10 protein-coding genes and 1 riboswitch are annotated in these 15,456 nt (G+C 52.2%); of the genes, 2 read left to right on the top strand and 8 right to left on the bottom strand.

Annotated elements, in window-relative coordinates:
* Nucleotides 1-37 precede the first annotated feature (37 nt).
* From atzF to AB4Z33_RS13175, 4 genes are read right to left on the bottom strand one after another with little or no spacing between them, the layout of a single operon-like run.
* Nucleotides 38-1,795, bottom strand: a complete 1,758-nt coding sequence (gene atzF, locus AB4Z33_RS13190) for an allophanate hydrolase (RefSeq protein ID WP_442050352.1) — start codon at nucleotides 1,793-1,795, stop codon at nucleotides 38-40.
* Nucleotides 1,792-5,406 (bottom strand): urea carboxylase, encoded by a 3,615-nt coding sequence (gene uca / locus AB4Z33_RS13185; protein ID WP_442050351.1) that lies wholly within the window; start codon nucleotides 5,404-5,406, stop codon nucleotides 1,792-1,794. The genes atzF and uca overlap by 4 nt, the downstream gene beginning before the upstream one ends.
* Complete coding sequence (locus tag AB4Z33_RS13180; RefSeq protein WP_442050350.1) at nucleotides 5,399-6,082, bottom strand: urea amidolyase associated protein UAAP2; 684 nt, start codon at nucleotides 6,080-6,082, stop codon at nucleotides 5,399-5,401. Before AB4Z33_RS13180 ends, uca begins: the two co-directional genes overlap by 8 nt.
* A 1-nt stretch (nucleotide 6,083) precedes the next feature.
* Nucleotides 6,084-6,806 (bottom strand): urea amidolyase associated protein UAAP1, encoded by a 723-nt coding sequence (locus AB4Z33_RS13175; RefSeq protein WP_442050349.1) that lies wholly within the window; start codon nucleotides 6,804-6,806, stop codon nucleotides 6,084-6,086.
* A gap of 75 nt (nucleotides 6,807-6,881) precedes the next feature.
* Nucleotides 6,882-6,988: riboswitch (guanidine-I (ykkC/yxkD leader) on the bottom strand.
* A 267-nt stretch (nucleotides 6,989-7,255) separates the two neighbouring features.
* On the opposite strand from AB4Z33_RS13175, the gene AB4Z33_RS13170 reads away from it, so the two are divergent.
* Nucleotides 7,256-8,590 (top strand): APC family permease, encoded by a 1,335-nt coding sequence (locus tag AB4Z33_RS13170; protein ID WP_442050348.1) that lies wholly within the window; start codon nucleotides 7,256-7,258, stop codon nucleotides 8,588-8,590.
* A gap of 55 nt (nucleotides 8,591-8,645) precedes the next feature.
* On the opposite strand, the gene AB4Z33_RS13165 is transcribed toward AB4Z33_RS13170, so the two are convergent.
* Nucleotides 8,646-11,735 (bottom strand): response regulator, encoded by a 3,090-nt coding sequence (locus tag AB4Z33_RS13165; RefSeq protein ID WP_442050347.1) that lies wholly within the window; start codon nucleotides 11,733-11,735, stop codon nucleotides 8,646-8,648.
* Between the two features lie 177 nt (nucleotides 11,736-11,912).
* Here AB4Z33_RS13165 and AB4Z33_RS13160 point away from each other — a divergent pair, with 177 nt between their 5' ends.
* Nucleotides 11,913-12,854 carry an NAD-dependent epimerase/dehydratase family protein gene (locus AB4Z33_RS13160; protein WP_442050346.1) on the top strand — a complete coding sequence of 314 codons (942 nt, stop codon included), beginning with the start codon at nucleotides 11,913-11,915 and terminating at the stop codon, nucleotides 12,852-12,854.
* A 59-nt stretch (nucleotides 12,855-12,913) separates the two neighbouring features.
* On the opposite strand, the gene AB4Z33_RS13155 is transcribed toward AB4Z33_RS13160, so the two are convergent.
* The 3 genes from AB4Z33_RS13155 to AB4Z33_RS13145 all read right to left on the bottom strand — a co-directional run bounded on the left by AB4Z33_RS13155 (nucleotide 12,914) and on the right by AB4Z33_RS13145 (nucleotide 15,452).
* Nucleotides 12,914-13,429, bottom strand: coding sequence for a YhcN/YlaJ family sporulation lipoprotein (locus AB4Z33_RS13155; RefSeq protein WP_442050345.1), 516 nt, complete (start codon nucleotides 13,427-13,429; stop codon nucleotides 12,914-12,916).
* 140 nt (nucleotides 13,430-13,569) lie between these two features.
* Nucleotides 13,570-14,460, bottom strand: a complete 891-nt coding sequence (locus AB4Z33_RS13150) for a transglutaminase family protein (protein ID WP_442050344.1) — start codon at nucleotides 14,458-14,460, stop codon at nucleotides 13,570-13,572.
* Nucleotides 14,457-15,452, bottom strand: a complete 996-nt coding sequence (locus AB4Z33_RS13145) for an alpha-E domain-containing protein (RefSeq protein WP_442050343.1) — start codon at nucleotides 15,450-15,452, stop codon at nucleotides 14,457-14,459. The genes AB4Z33_RS13150 and AB4Z33_RS13145 overlap by 4 nt, the downstream gene beginning before the upstream one ends.
* Nucleotides 15,453-15,456: the final 4 nt, after the last annotated feature.

Genomic DNA, 15,456 nt, shown 5'->3' with positions numbered 1-15,456 from the left:
GTTGGCTCTCCTTGCATGAAGCTACGTTTTTATGCAATTACATTTGATACACCTTATCCGACATTGCCGCCCGCCAGCCGCCTGCTGCCGTGACGTTCACTGCTCCTGCCGCTTGTGCTGCATATGCTTCGCATAGGAAACCCGATACGACTGAGCCGTCGCTCAGTTCAACTTTGCCGATGCCAAGCGGGGATGGGATCGCGGCAGTGAATAGGCCGAACGAAGCCGGTGACATCGACCATAGCTCAACCGCTATCGACGCGCCGCTGCTGCCTTCCTCCACGCGTACGAGTCCCGGCTTAACCGGTATAGTCGGCAGCTTGTAGAGCTCATACTTCGCGGCGGTTGCCGCCTCCTTCATGAATATGGCGCCGAGCCCGGTCATTTGCGGTTCAAGCGCGAACCCGCGCATATGAAGTCCGCATACGGCTACCGTGATCCGCTCTTGATGATGCATGAATCGCGCTGCCGCCGCCGCCAGGTTGGCTTCTTCCTCCGGCAAGCTGAACAAGGTGATGCCAAAAGGCAACTGCTGCGCAGCATCGCCGGCTGGTATAGCAATCGCGCTAAGATCAAGCAGATTGCAATGATTCGTGTACAAGCCCATTTGGCTATTCGTGCTTATTGGATCGGCGTTCACCTGTTCACGCGTCCATGTGCCGCCGCAAGTCGGCAGAACAAGCACAGCCTCCCGAAGCTGCTGACGCGTCAGCGCCTTGATTTCTTGCAATCGGTGCTGAGCGCGGAATAACGAAGCTGCATCGAAGCCTTGCTTCGCGCCGGAACGAAGGATCTTCTCGGTCACCGGCAACGTCTCGCCCGGATGACCTTCTACGAATTCGCTCAGGTCGGACCATCGCTCTGCAACGAGAGGCCCTTCATAGAGCAGCGCGGCTGCCTCTTGCAACAACGATACGTCGACTTGCTGCACGGCGACGCCCGATTGCATGATCGCTTGCTTGGCACGCTGCCACGCTTGCTCGTACTCAGCAGCGTATGGCCCGTAGAAAGCAAGCGGCTCTTGCGGCAGCAGCCATGTCTTCGGCTGCGACGAGCGCGTAAGCGGGCGATCCGCGGAATACGGATCGCTCGCAAGCTTGCCGCGGACGGCGGCGTCTACCGCCTCCGCGTCAGCGAGATTGCGTGTGAACACGGTCACGCAATCGATGCTTCGGCATGCCGGCACGACACCGTGTGTCGGCCATGCCCCTACTGCAGGCTTGTAGCCGACAAGCCTGTTAAGTGCGGCCGGCACACGTCCCGAGCCGGCCGTGTCCGTGCCGAGCGCGAAGGCGGCCTGCCCGCGCGCTACCGATACGGCCGAGCCGGAGCTCGAGCCGCCGCTGATCAGCTCCGGCCGCAGCGCATTATGCGTGTCGCCGTATGGACTGCGCGTCCCGACAAGCCCTGTCGCGAACTGGTCGAGGTTCGCTTTCCCTACCGGGATCGCTCCCGCGGCGATCAACCGCTCCACCACAGCTGCATGCTCCTTCGGCGTATAGGCATATGACTTGCAAGCTGCCGTAGTCGGCCAACCTGCCACGTCGATGTTGTCCTTCACCGCGAACGGCACTCCCCATAGCGGACTTGTTGCCGGATCAAGCTGCTTAAGCTTCTCGATATATGGCGCAATAAGCTCCATCGATGGCGGCGTAATCCAAATATTCATCGCTTTGTCTCGTTCGCAGCGCCGGATAATCGCTTCGATTACTTCCTCCGGCGTAAAGTAGTTCCGTCTGTATCCTTGCTGCAGCGCGTCTATCGTTAGCTCAAATGGGACCGCTTCTATCGTCATACGAGAACAGCCTCCTCTTGCGGATAGATTGCGGCAATGCAATCGCCTGCGCGTACTTGGTCACCCGATTTCACGAAGATCGATGCGATAACGCCGTCCGAAGGAGCACATTGCGGGAACTCCATTTTCATACTTTCTTCTATTAAAATAACGTCGCCTTTGCGTACCGTCTGACCCGGCTCTACAATCACTTTCCATACGCTGCCGGACATTAAGCAATTAATGCCTTTGCTGCCCTCAGGCAAAGCTTCTCGCTCGCTCGAAGCGGCGGTATCCGGTTCGGATACATGCTCGGCGATTCCGAGTTCCTTCCAATAAGCACGCTCCTGCTGGAAAGCGGATTGCTGCTTATGACGGAACTCCGTCGAGCCTTCTTGAATCGTATCCAGCCAAGCGAGATAATCGCCAAGCTTGAACGTCGACTCCTCCACCTGGACGACGAACTCCCCGCGCGGGAAATCTTCCCTCATCTGCAGCAGCTCCTCCTTCGATACCGGATAGAACTGAATTTGATCGAAGAAACGAAGCAGCCACGGCTTGCCTTGCTCGAAGTTGGCGGTCGAGCGATGCTTATTCCACATTTGCACCGTACGTCCGACGAACTGATAGCCGCCAGGACCTTCCATGCCGTAGACGCACAAGTATGCGCCTCCGATGCCGACCGCATTTTCAGGCGTCCATGTACGGGCAGGATTATACTTCGTCGTTACGAGTCGATGACGCGGATCGAGCGGAACGGCAACCGGCGCACCCAAGTAAACATCGCCGAGGCCCATTACAAGATACGAGGCGTTGAATACAACCTCAGCCACTTCCTCAAGCGAGCCAAGACCGTTCATCCGGCGGATGAATTCGAGGTTGCTCGGGCACCAAGGCGCGTCGGGGCGGACATTTTGCTGATAACGCTCAATCGCAAGCTGCGTCGCCGGATCATCCCAAGATAACGGCAGCTTCACGATGCGTGAAGGCACTTCGATCGAATCCAGTGCCGGCAGGCTAAGATCAAGCTGCAGTACGATAGCTGCCGCTTCCTTCACCGTCATGCGGGATGGATCGAGGTGAATTTGCAACGAACGGATACCTGGCGTCAGCTCAACGAACGGAATAGCTCCGCTGTCCTTTATCGCTTGCATCAGAACATACACTTGGAAACGATACAACAGATCCAATTCACGGTCGCCATATTCGATAAGCAAATTCTCGTCGCCGGAGCAGCGAACAGCTACCGGGAAACGGCGTCCTTCCTCTTCATAGGCGATAAGCGGCATATAGTCGCCGCTCGATTGCGCCGGTAAAGCCGGCAATGCGGGGCTGCTGGCAAGCTCATTCAAATATTGTTCTTGCTCGAAGCGAAGCTGCTCGGCTTCCTCGACCGTAATAAGCACGAATCGAACCGTATCGCCTGGGTGCAGCTGGCCGATCTTCCATAGCTCTGCGGATGCAGTCGTTACCGGACAGACGAAGCCGCCAAGACTAGGACCGTCTGGTCCTAGCAGTATCGGCATATCGCCAGTTAAGTCGAGTGCTCCTACCGCGTAGGCATTATCATGAATGTTCGACGGATGAAGCCCAGCGTCGCCGCCGTCTTCGCGAGCCCATAGCGGCGCAGGTCCGATTAAGCGGACGCCCGTTCTTGAGCTGTTGAAATGGACCTCCCATGCCGTCTCCGTTAATTGCTCCAAGTAAGCAGGAAGCAAATATTCTTCGGTGCAATGCGGACCCGGTATCACGCCGATCATCCATTCCTTGCCAAACGCTGGGCGCGAGCTTGCAGCGAGTGCCGGAAGCGGCTTAGCTGCTGCCCCTTGGCGCACTCTAAGTACGGCACCCGGACGAACCGCATTGCCGGAATGGCCGCCAAAGCCGCCAAGCGTGAACGTTGCCGCGCTGCCAAGCGTCATCGCCATATCGAAGCCGCCTGCAACGAGCAAGTACGATCGCATGCCCGCCGCCGCTTCGCCTAACGTAAGGATCGATCCCGCTTCCGCCTTCACCGGCGTATACAACGGAACAGCAGCATCGTTCAGCGTCGCTCCCATATCCGCGCCTGTCAGACAGAATGTCATCGCGTTGCGGAATTGATAGGAGCCGCCGCGAAGAGTCATTTCAAGACCTGCCGCCTGCTCTTCGTTGCCTAGCAGACGATTGCCGATGCGGAATGAGAGTCGATCCATCGGACCGGACGGCGGAACGCCGATGTCCCAGTAGCYGACGCGGCCTGGATAATCCTGCACCGTCGTCTGCACGCCGCCGTCGAGCACCTCGATCGCATGCTCGCTTGGGCTGAATGCTCGCAGCATATTCGTATACACATGCCCATCCCGGAATGGAGCTGTATCCAGGAAAGCTTCGATATATGACTGGTTCGTCGTTAGTCCGTATACGCGCAATTCCTTTAGCGCTGCCAGCATGCTGTTGATTGCGCCCTCACGCGTTTCGGCGTGAACGATAATCTTCGCAAGCATCGGATCGTACAGCGTCGTTACGTTAACACCTTTCTGAACCCACGTCTCTATACGCGCACCTTGCGGCCAAATCACTTGATCAATCATCCCGTCGCTCGGACGGAAGTCACGCATACAATCCTCTGCGTAGAGTCGAACCTGCAAGCTATGTCCTTTGGGCTGATCGATAAGCCCCGATAGATTCGTAAGTTTGCCTGCCGCTTCCTTCACCATCCACTCCACAAGGTCGACGCCGAACACTTCCTCGGTAACGCCATGCTCAACCTGCAAGCGGGTATTCACTTCGAGGAAGTAATACCGCTCTTCCTCCGGATCATACAAATATTCGACGGTGCCGGCACTGCGATACCCGGCAGCCAGCGCAAGCTGCTGCGCGCTTGCTTGCATATCGCTGCGAATCGTTGCCGGAAGCAGCGGCGCAGGCGTCTCTTCTATTATCTTCTGGTTGCGGCGTTGCACCGAGCAATCCCGTTCGCCCAGCGCAACCGCCTCGCCATACCCATTTCCGAAGATTTGCACCTCGACGTGACGAGCGCGGGCAATATATTTCTCTAGTAACACGCCGCCGTCATTAAAGTTAGCAAGCGCTAGGCGCGTAACCGAGTCGAATGCCTCACGCAGCGATGTCTCATCGCCGCATATCCTCATGCCGATACCGCCGCCGCCCGCCGTACTTTTCAGCATGACCGGGTAGCCGATCACCGCCGCACTTTCTACCGCTTCCTCAAGGGTAGAAATGAGCTCCGTGCCTGGCAGCATCGGCACGCCGGCTTTCTGAGCAATGGAACGGGCCGTATGCTTAAGTCCGAACAGCTCAATATGCTCAGGCGCAGGGCCGATGAATGTAATGCCGCGTTCGGCGCAAGCTCTGGCGAACGACGCGTTTTCGCTCAAGAAACCATAACCGGGATGAATCGCGTCCGCTCCGGTCTCCATTGCCGTCTTTAGGATAAGCTCGGCATTCACGTAGCTTTCCTTCGCTGGTCCTTCACCGATCAATATCGCCTCATCCGCTTGCTCGACATGCAAGCTGTCACGATCAGCTGTTGTGTACACGGCTACGGATTCGATACCAAGACTCCGCAGCGTGCGGATAATCCGAACGGCGATAGCGCCGCGATTGGCAATGAGTACTTTCTTAAACATGGCCTTCGCCTCCTTCTGCATCCCATATGATGACTTGTGCCGGTGTTGGATTGTAGGCGTTGCATGGGTTATTGAGCTGCGGGCAGTTGCTGATCAATACGGTTACCGGTGCGAGCGCTGTAAGCTCAACATATCTTCCTGGACCGGACACGCCGTCAGCGAAAGTCAGCTTGCCTTCCGGCGTTACAGGCACGTTCATGAAGAAGTTCACGTTCGGCGCAAGATCCTGTTTCGAATATTCACTTCGTCCTGACAGCATGAGCATGAACGTATCGCGGCAGTTGTGCATTGGAAGTGTCTCGTGCGAGTAACGAACGGTGTTGCTTTGCGCCGAGCAAGCCCCCCCGATCGTGTCATGCCGCCCGCATGTATCAGCCGTTATCTTGAGCAGCTCGCGACCCGATTCGGCAACGAGAACCGAGCCAGTGGTCAAGTACAGATTTTGCTGCTTCGTCACGGTACGAATCGCGCTATAGCGGTCAGCCGGATCTTCCGTCGAATAAAACAGCGTATCGACTGCTTGGTTGCCTTCCACATCGACGATACGGAGCACTTGACCTTCAAGGAGATCGTACATCCAGCCTTCGCCTGCAGGAATTGAAGTCTCATATATCGCATGAACCGGGTTCAGCCCACTGCCAATTAAGTGATTGCTCGTGCTTATGCTTGTGCTCATATTAGTTAACCCCTCTCATCAACGCGTAAGCGTTCCAAGTATTTTCGAAAGCGCGTCTGATCTCTCCGCAGTGATTCAAGCAAAGATCATTTTCGCCAATCGGCGCCGCATCCGTGATGACTAGCTCCACCGCTGTATCCGGATACTGGCTGCCAGGGTCCATCGGATTCGGCGTATTGGACAACACGACGAGCAGATCCATCTCTGTTCTTAGCGTCACTGATCGCCCGGCTGTCGCTTGCTCTTCGTATCTCATCGTGCCGTCCAGCTCGCAAACGATCTTCGAGAAGAAATTAATCGGCGTCGTGAAATCTCTAGCCGTCAGGTTATGCCGGAACAGCTCCACCTTCAAGTTTTGCTCGGCGTTCCGCAGCCAATCGTTTCTCTCGCTTTGGTAACTCGTCACACCATACTTTGCATCTATGCTCTCTCGTGTCGTATAGCCGGACAAAGTATCATGCCATCCGACCGTGTCTTCCGTTATCGAAGCGAGCACCTTTCCTTGGTCGCTCATGAGCACATGGCCTGCAGTCAATAGCGCCGTGTGTTGTGCCTTTAGTGTATCTGGCATATTATATCGTTCGGATGGATGCTGCGCATGGAACAGTAGACAAGCTAGATTCGCCCTATCACCCGCTGCCGTTATTGAAATGGACTTGCCCTTGCTTACATAAGCGGACCATTTGCCGCCAGCCTCAATATTTGCCGTAAAGATTGCTGTCATGTTATTTCCCCCTATCGTTGGATGAAAAAAAGGAAAAAAGCCCAGGAGAATATCAAAAGAAACTCTTTTGATTCATTCTCCCGGGCTTTTTTCCCGCCGTGTACATCGATACTGAAGATCGATGCGTCTTCTCTCGGACCAGGCAATCGCCGAAGCGATTCGGAACCCTAGAAAACTTTCCATATGCAATTTCAAATCTTATGTTATGTATTCTAACATGAGTTTTTCGGCGTGGCAATCGCTTTTTGAAAAAAAATATTTTTACTCCTCTCAAAATGGTGCTAAAACCGTTGATACATATGGATTTTAACATACTTTTCGGAATATCTGCATCGGAATGTTCGGAATTTAGCCTCTTGTTTTTTTGAAAATTACCTGCAACAATGTGAGGAAACATGACGCAAACAAAAAAGTATGGATTGGCTTGTAGTTAAAGGAGGATGAAACCGATGCAACAACCCGCAGAGTTAAAACGGAACTTATCTTTATCCCACGTGGTCACGATGGGACTAGCCTGGATGTCGCCGATGATTTTCTTCACCAGCTTCGGTGTCCTGCATGAAGGCTCGGGAGGCATGCTGCTAGGCGCATACGTGCTTGCGTTCATCGCTATCCTGTTCACCGCTGCCAGTTACGGCCAAATGGCGAAGGCATTCCCCGTATCCGGTTCGGCGTACACGTACGTAGCGAAGTCGATGAGTCCTTTCTTGGGATTTGTCGTCGGGTGGGCCATCTTGCTCGATTATTTATTCTCCTGTATTATCGCGGCACTCATGTTCGGCATTAATCTAAACGTACAATTCCCTTCCGTTCCAACCTTCATTTGGATCATTCTACTGACCTTCGTCGTGATGGTTATCAACATCATCGGCATTAAGACGTCGGCCAATGTCAATAAAGTGTTCGTAGCTCTTCAAGCGGTGTTCATCGCCGGCTTCTGCGCGTTGCTCGTCTATCAAGCGATGAAGAACGGCATTACCGCAGGCTTCAATCCGCTTCCGGCAAACAATGGCGTCTCCCTCTCCACCTTGCTTGCTGGCGCCTCTCTCGTATGCTTCTCCTTCCTCGGATTCGATTCCATTACGACGATGGCCGAGGAGACGAAGGACCCTAAGAAAACGATACCGCGCGCTATTATGATCATCGTCATAGCCGCCGGCATCATGTATTTCGCAACCGCCTACCTGATTCAACAAATGTACCCGAACTTCTCGTTCAGCAATGTAGACGCGGCTGGCTTCGAGCTTATGGGGGCAATAGGTGGCAGCGCGCTCGCAGCTATCTTCACTTTCGTCATCATCTTCTCCATTCTCTCTCAAGGGATGTCTTCGATGACGACCGTATCCCGCTTACTTTTCGTTATGGGCAGAACGTCTTTGCTTCCGAAAGTCAGCTTCGGCTCCGTTCATTCGAAATACCGCACTCCTGTTTTCAACATCATACTCGTCAGCATCATTACGCTCGGCTCGTTAGTCATTAGCCTGGAAATTGCGATCAAATTCGTCAGCTTCGGCGCTTTAACCGCATTCCTGTTCGTTAACTTGTCCGTCATCTTCCACTACATCGTCAGAGGCAAGCAAAGGGGAGCAAGAGACATCGTTCTTCGGCTGCTGTTCCCGTTAATCGGCGCGGCTTTTGTCTTCTATCTCATCACCTTGCTAGATTCCGCTTCACTGCTGCTTGGGTCTAGCTGGCTCGCTCTTGGACTCGTTTACTACGCGGCCAAACGGTTTAAGAAACCGGATAATACTATCGCCATTGCCGACCTTGAGAACGTTATGTGAAAAAGAAACAACCGACGAGCTCCATCACTCGTCGGTTGTTTCTGTTTATCGCTATTTAGATCGGATTGTTTCGAATGAATCGTTCGATCTCCTGCTTCACCGTCTCAACTTGCTCTTCCATAAGCAGGAGAAGCTMATCCCACTGCATATCCGACTTATTCTGCAAAACGTATTGCAGTTCTGCGCTCGTTTCACTCAAAGCAACCGCACCGATGTTAGAGGCAACCCCCTTCAAGGTGTGGACGCAGAAGATTGCTTTTTGGACGTCGCCAACCTGCAAAGCCTCCCGGATCTCGACCGTCGCATTAGCATGATCTGTAATGAACATGTTCAATATTTGCTTATAAAGCTGCTTATTGTTCGCAAGACGCTTCACGGCAGCTTCCACGTTCAAGCCGTTCTCAGCTCCCGATTCGTTCACACTGGAAGCGGCAGCAGCCTGTAAGTGCCCTTCGCGTACTTCTCCGTTATGACTTTGAAGCGTTCTCTGCAGAACGCTGAATAACTGTACGGGCTCGAACGGCTTGGAAATATAGGCATTCATTCCCGCTGCCAGCACCTGATCCTTGACACCCTGCATCGCATCAGCCGTAATCGCAATGATCGGCGTATGCTGATCGCGCGCTCTGAACTTGCTCGCCGTTTCGAAGCCATCCATTATCGGCATCTGCAAGTCCATTAATATAGCATCATATCGCTTTACGCTCGTTCGTTGCAACGCTTCGTAGCCATTCTCTGCGACATCGACTAGAACGCCAAGCTCCTGCAGCATCGCCTGCGCCACCTGTTGATTAATCTCATTGTCCTCGACAAGCAGCACTCGCGCATTTCGCAGATTCGTAAACTTTTCTGTCTCGTTGAATCTGGAATCGACGGCATGTTTCCCAATCATCTGCTTCTGGAACAGCTCGACGATTTCGTTATAAAGCTGGGACTGGCTGATCGGGTAATACAGCACTTTCTTCACCGATGGCGAATTCGAATCTACCTGCAGCTGAGATTCATGGTAGGCGCTTATAAGGACAATAACCTGGATTGGCGTGCCATATTCAAGCTTAATTTTCTCCGCAAAATGCGCCGCAGCTTCATCCTTCAGCTTCCAGTCGACGATAACCAAGTCATATCGGCCGCTGCTGCGAATGATCGCTTCGGCGTCTGCGGCAGATTCTGCTGCGCTTACGATGAATTGGAATTGCTCAAGCTGGCTCGTCAAAATAAGCCTCATCTCGAGATCATCGCATACGAGCAGCACGCGCAGAAACTTCAGGTGCGGTGCCACAGGCTCGTGCTCGCTCAGCGAATCGAAGGAGCCTTTGCCGAATTGTGCAGTGAACGAGAAGCAGCTTCCTTTGCCGAACTCACTTTCAACTCCAATTTCACCATTCATCAATTCTACTAAACTTTTGCTAATAACTAGACCAAGTCCCGTGCCGCCGTATTTGCGAGTCGTAGACATATCAGCCTGTGTGAATTCGCGGAATAGCAACTGCTGCTGTTCTTCCGTCATACCGATCCCCGTATCTCTAACCGTGAATCGAAGCACAACTCCGTTCTCGTCGGCCGATACGACCTCTATCCCGAACATGATTTCCCCTTGCTCGGTGAACTTAAGCGCGTTGTTCACTAGATTGAGCAGCACCTGATTGAGTCGGAACGGATCTCCGGTGAGCATTTGCGGCACTTCATGATGAATCGTGAAATGAAGCTTTAACCCCTTTTCATATACCGATAAGCCGATCGTATTGGAAATATTGCTCATGATTTCGTACAGGTCGAAGTCGATTCGCTCTAATACGATTTTTTTCGCTTCGATTTTCGAGAAATCCAATATATCGCTAATGATGGTCAGCAAATTTTTCGCGGAAAGCACCGTCTTATCTACATAATCTTTCTGCTGCTCTGTGAGGCTTGTCTTCTGCAACAAATAGTTGAATCCGATAATCGCGTTCATTGGCGTTCGAATCTCATGACTCATATTCGCCAGAAACTCGCTCTTCGCCCGATTTGCCGATTCAGCTACTCGCGTCGCTTCCTCCAGCATCGTATTATTGTTCTCTAGCTCACGCGTGCGATCCTCAACGAGATGCTCCAAGCTTTGCTTATAGTCGAGCAGTGCCTGCTCCGCATTTTTCCGCTCGGTAATATCGTTGCCCGCCAATATAATGCTGCTCACGAGGCCAGCCTCGTTACGAACAACATTAAACGTCCAACCGATAAGCCGCTCAGAGCCACTCTTTGTCACTATAAGCGCCTCGTAGTATTCCTTACGCGGTCTATCCTCCACGATTTCTCGGAAAATTTCCGTGCGCTCTTCGAAAAATCTTTCGGGAACACAGGTATCAATCCACTTCCGACCGATAACCTCAAGATCCTCATAACCGGTCAGTTGACTGCCTTTCCGGTTTAACAACTCGATTCGCCCTTCACGATCGAGTACAACGATCATAATATCGACCAGATCCAGATAAGTTCGCGCCTTCGCCTTCTCCAGACTAAGCTTCTGCTCACCCTTACGGCGTACCGAGCTCGTCTGCTTCGCCAAAGCAATGCCGATTAGGATAGCCAACGCACCGAATATCAAACCCATCCTTTGAGCCCATTTTTGCTGAATAGCCGAACGGTCTACATCTCTCTGCGTTCCTTCAAGATTGAATTTGATCCACTTTTCCCACACCTCTTCGCCGCGTTGGCCGATAGGCGTCATTGTTTCCAACATATCAATACCTGTTGAATGATCTCCTATCAGTACGGTATCTATCAGAAACTGACCGTTCAGGAAATATTCAATCGAAATCTTTTTCATTTCCAAATACATATTTCGTTCCTCGTCAGATATGAGGAAGGCCTCATAATCGTCGAAGCTGTTCTCAAAACTCGTTTTCGTATCGTTATAGACATCAATATATTTTTGAATTTCCGCCTCATCGTCCGCAAGGAGAATTTTCACAAGAACCACCCTGACACGCATGAACGAACTATTCAAATGCGATAGTTGTTCAATACTCGGCATCCAGTTCGACTTTACCACATGAATCGTTCGTTTCATCTCCATCATTTGGTAATAGGTTACCCCTAACGTGCAAGTAAGCAATAGAATGATTACTAATAAAATCTTCGTTGATTGGCTTCTTAATGATACTTTCACACTATTCCTCCTTCTTACGTAAACCGATTATAGCATCCAATAAAAGTCACGACTAGATGAGGCAAGCAACGATTTATTTCAACCAGAAATACCCATAAATATAAATGAAATGATATAATAACAGCGTATTCATGAAAATGATTTCCCTTATCCCACTCATCCGAAAGAGGTRTTGTGATGTCCAAAATATTCATCACCGGCGGTACCGGCTATGTCGGTACCGCACTGGTCCAAGAAATTATCGACACAAAGCTTCAAGCTGTCGTATTGACCCGCTCCTCGCAGAAGGCAGATGCGCTAAGAGCTCGAGGCCTCGAAGCTGTCGTAGGCGATTTGATGGAAGACGGTCCATGGCAGCAGAAGCTCGCCGAATGCGAGTATGTCATTCATCTAGCCTCGCCCCCAACCTGGGGGAAGAAGGTAACCACCAAAATCGCAGAACAATTCGCCAAAGGCCACTACGACATGACGCTTCGCCTCCTTGACCACATCGATGTACATACAATCAAAAATATCGTATACATAGCAGGAACAAGCTATTACGGAGATACCGGCGCCGAGCGTCCAAGAGATGCCGACTTTACTAGCGAGCCGAAAGGCTGGGGCCCTTATATCGCGAACTCCGTTAACGTATTGGATCGCTATATTCAGAAAGGGATGCCTATAACGACAGCTTTTCCTGCCCAGATCTACGGACCCGATTCCTGGATGCCCCAGCTGTTCATCGAACCGATCTACAACAAGAAACCCGTATATTCCTTGAAGGGCTACGAACCGTATTTCTCGCCTATCCATGTCGAAGATACCGCCCGCGCTTGCTTGTTCTTGTGCGAGCACGGCAAGATAGGCGATCGATACATCCTCTGCGACAACGAGCCCCTAACTTCGAATGCGTTCATGAAGCTGATCGAGAAGGAACTGCAGCTCTCAGGCAAGGTTCGCTCCATTCCACGATGGTTATGTAAGCTCATATTAGGGCCGGTTCTGACCGAATACGCAACAGCTCACACCTACTTTACGAATCGTAAGCTGAAGGAGCTTGGCTTCACCTATCGTTACCCAACGGCGCTAGACGGTGTGCCAAACGTCGTACAAAGCTGGGTTTCCAAGCAAGGCTAGACAAATGAAAAAAACCATGAATGCAGCTTCGAGAGCCGTGCTCATGGTTATTTTTCATTTTATTTTCGACTGTGAAAACTCTTGTCAATCTCTTTAATCAAAGCCGACATATCGCTCGACATCGACCTCATCCCGCTATCGTTAGACGCCGCTCCAGCTTTTTGCACCTTTATTCGGTCTCTCAAGCTTTGATCKGATGTGACGTGCAGACGATAAGCCGGATATTGAATTCTTAGCGCCGAATACACCTGCTTCTCAATAATGCCGCGCTTGCCCGCGTTCTCGACCTCGATGCCTACCAATGCATCATCGCCGTACAGCTGAACATTCGCCGACTTCACGCCATTCACAAGCTGTGCGCGTTCCGCCAGCTGGGAAGCTTTTGCAGACGCATCGTTCATATTCATCTTCTTGCCGGGCAAGTTGCGATGATCATCGTTCGTCATCTGCACTTCCAAGCGATGCGCGCCTTCCTGCGCCTGCTGCTTAACCTTGTTAGCAGTGGCGCAGCTAACAAGCGAAAGACCAAGCGACAGCACGAACACAGATATCAAGATCACTTTCCAACGTTTCATCCTATTGTTCACCTCCTATTTTCCTGTTTATAACATTTGCCGCAGGCGGCTATTTATTCATAGGAAAAACAAAAAAACAGCTACTCAGCCTCCATTCGGCCTCGCAACTGTTCTTCCAATCCGCTATTTAGATAAGTTCGTCAATCTTCCATCTTGCGCACGTCAACCGTCACCTGCAGCAACTGCTCCCCGGTCCCCCGGTAGACACCTTTCACAGGCACAATATCCTTGTAATCGCGGCCATGGCCAAGCTTCACATACCGCTCGCCGACAGGGTCCGTATTCGTCGGATCGAAGCTGCACCAGCCAAGGCCCGGCACGAACGCCTCGACCCATGCATGCGACGCTTGCTCGAAGTCCGCGCTTCCRCCCTGCAGATCACCTACGAAGTGATAGCCGCTGACATAACGCGCCGGTACGCCTAGCGCTCTGCTGCAAGCTATCATCAGATGCGCGAAGTCTTGGCATACGCCGCGCTTGTGCTCGAACATATCGCTTGTTTTCGTCTTAACGTTCGTCGCTTCGGGATCATAGATGAACTCCGTCCGAATCTGCGAGGATAACGCGGTAAGCCAGTCCAGTACACTAATGATTTGGCCGTCTTCGGATGGGATAAGCGCAGATGCGAACCGCTCCACTTCTTCCGTGTTCGACGTGTATTCCGTATGCAGCAGAAACTCGGTGAAGCGATTAGCCGCTTCCTCGGTTCGCAGCCATTCCCAAGCTTGCCCAGGCGGTCGCTTGCTGAGGTATAGAGCCCGTTCCTCTGCAGTCGGCGCTTGCTTCGTCACGACCGTCATCAAGGTCCTTATCGTCAGTCGTCTATGCGGTCCGTTAACCGAAAAGGCGTGAACGCGATTGCCGAAATAATCCTCGAATGTGAACAACGAGGCGTTCGGCTCGATCGAAATTTGCTGCTGATAGCAGGATTGTCGTTCATTCGTACTCGGCGTCAGCCTAATTTCATTGACACTGTCCGTAACCGGATCGGCATATTCGTATTGCGTAACATGTGAGATATTCAGCTTCATGCGCTTGCTTCCCCCATTCGAAAAAAGGTTTTGGCAAACAAGCCGCCCAGCTGCTGGCAGGAGTCAAGCAAATGCGTCACGATCATTCCTCCGCGGTCAATCGCCATATCGTCATGCTCAAGGCAAGCGAGATCAGCTTTCACCTTGCCAACCTGACGGATGACCCGCTCATGAGCGCTGCGCAGCTGCTTATCCTGCAGCTCGATTCGGCGCATATGATCGTCGAGCGTATGGAAAGCAAAATGAACAGAGCGCGGGAATACTTGGTTCAATATGACGAATTCAACAATCGATTCTACTGTGATTCCATCCGCATAATAGCGGCGGAAAGCCTGGTAGCCGCTCACCGAACGGAGCACTGCCTGCAAATAAGGGTAAGCAGTTGACACATTCCACCCATCACCGCTTGCCGCATTTCCGACTGCCTTAATAATGCGAAGCGTATTCTCCGCACGCTCAAGATAACGGCCGCATTCGATGAAATGCCATTCGTTCTCGCGCGGCATGACCGACTGTCCTACGCCTTGGAATAGAGCCGTCCACTCCTTTATCTTGCCGAAGAACAGATGCGGGGATTCGCGCAGCAAATCATCTGGCTGCTTCTCTCTTAGCCATAGATAGAATCCGTTCGTTGCATCCCACATCTCGCTAGGTACTTTCTCGCGAAGCGTCCGCAGATTGCCGCGTGCATGACTGACACAGGACACGAGCGAGTTCGCATTATCGCGATCGAGAGTCGTATAGTAGAGAACATCTCGTTCACTATAGGAGCCATACTGCTGCTCGTAAGCTTCCCGGCTTCCTAACGCATCAACGATTCTTGCCCACTTCGACACAGGCTCGGCAGCTCCGCCGCCCGACTCCTCTGCGTCAACAGCATACTCATCCTCAACCTGCAGATGATAATGCACATCGATTAATCTTGCATGGTTCTCCGCCCGCTCCATATATCTCCCGATCCAAAACAAAGCCTCCGCATTCCGATTCAGCATGGCT

Origin of the sequence: Paenibacillus sp. 2TAB19 (assembly GCF_052115185.1) — a bacterium.
Lineage (GTDB): Bacteria > Bacillota > Bacilli > Paenibacillales > Paenibacillaceae > Pristimantibacillus.
The sequence above is the reverse complement of the archived record's forward strand: the minus strand, read 5'-3'. Positions and strand labels throughout refer to the sequence as shown.

Bases quoted from the DNA above. Each gene is read 5' to 3' on its own strand.
- AB4Z33_RS13160 (WP_442050346.1), top strand. From the start codon at position 11,913: ATGTCCAAAATATTCATCACCGGCGGTACCGGCTATGTCGGTACCGCA.
- atzF (WP_442050352.1), bottom strand. From the start codon at position 1,795: ATGACGATAGAAGCGGTCCCATTTGAGCTAACGATAGACGCGCTGCAG.
- AB4Z33_RS13170 (WP_442050348.1), top strand. From the start codon at position 7,256: ATGCAACAACCCGCAGAGTTAAAACGGAACTTATCTTTATCCCACGTG.
- AB4Z33_RS13180 (WP_442050350.1), bottom strand. From the start codon at position 6,082: ATGAGCACAAGCATAAGCACGAGCAATCACTTAATTGGCAGTGGGCTG.
- AB4Z33_RS13145 (WP_442050343.1), bottom strand. From the start codon at position 15,452: ATGCTGAATCGGAATGCGGAGGCTTTGTTTTGGATCGGGAGATATATG.
- AB4Z33_RS13175 (WP_442050349.1), bottom strand. From the start codon at position 6,806: ATGACAGCAATCTTTACGGCAAATATTGAGGCTGGCGGCAAATGGTCC.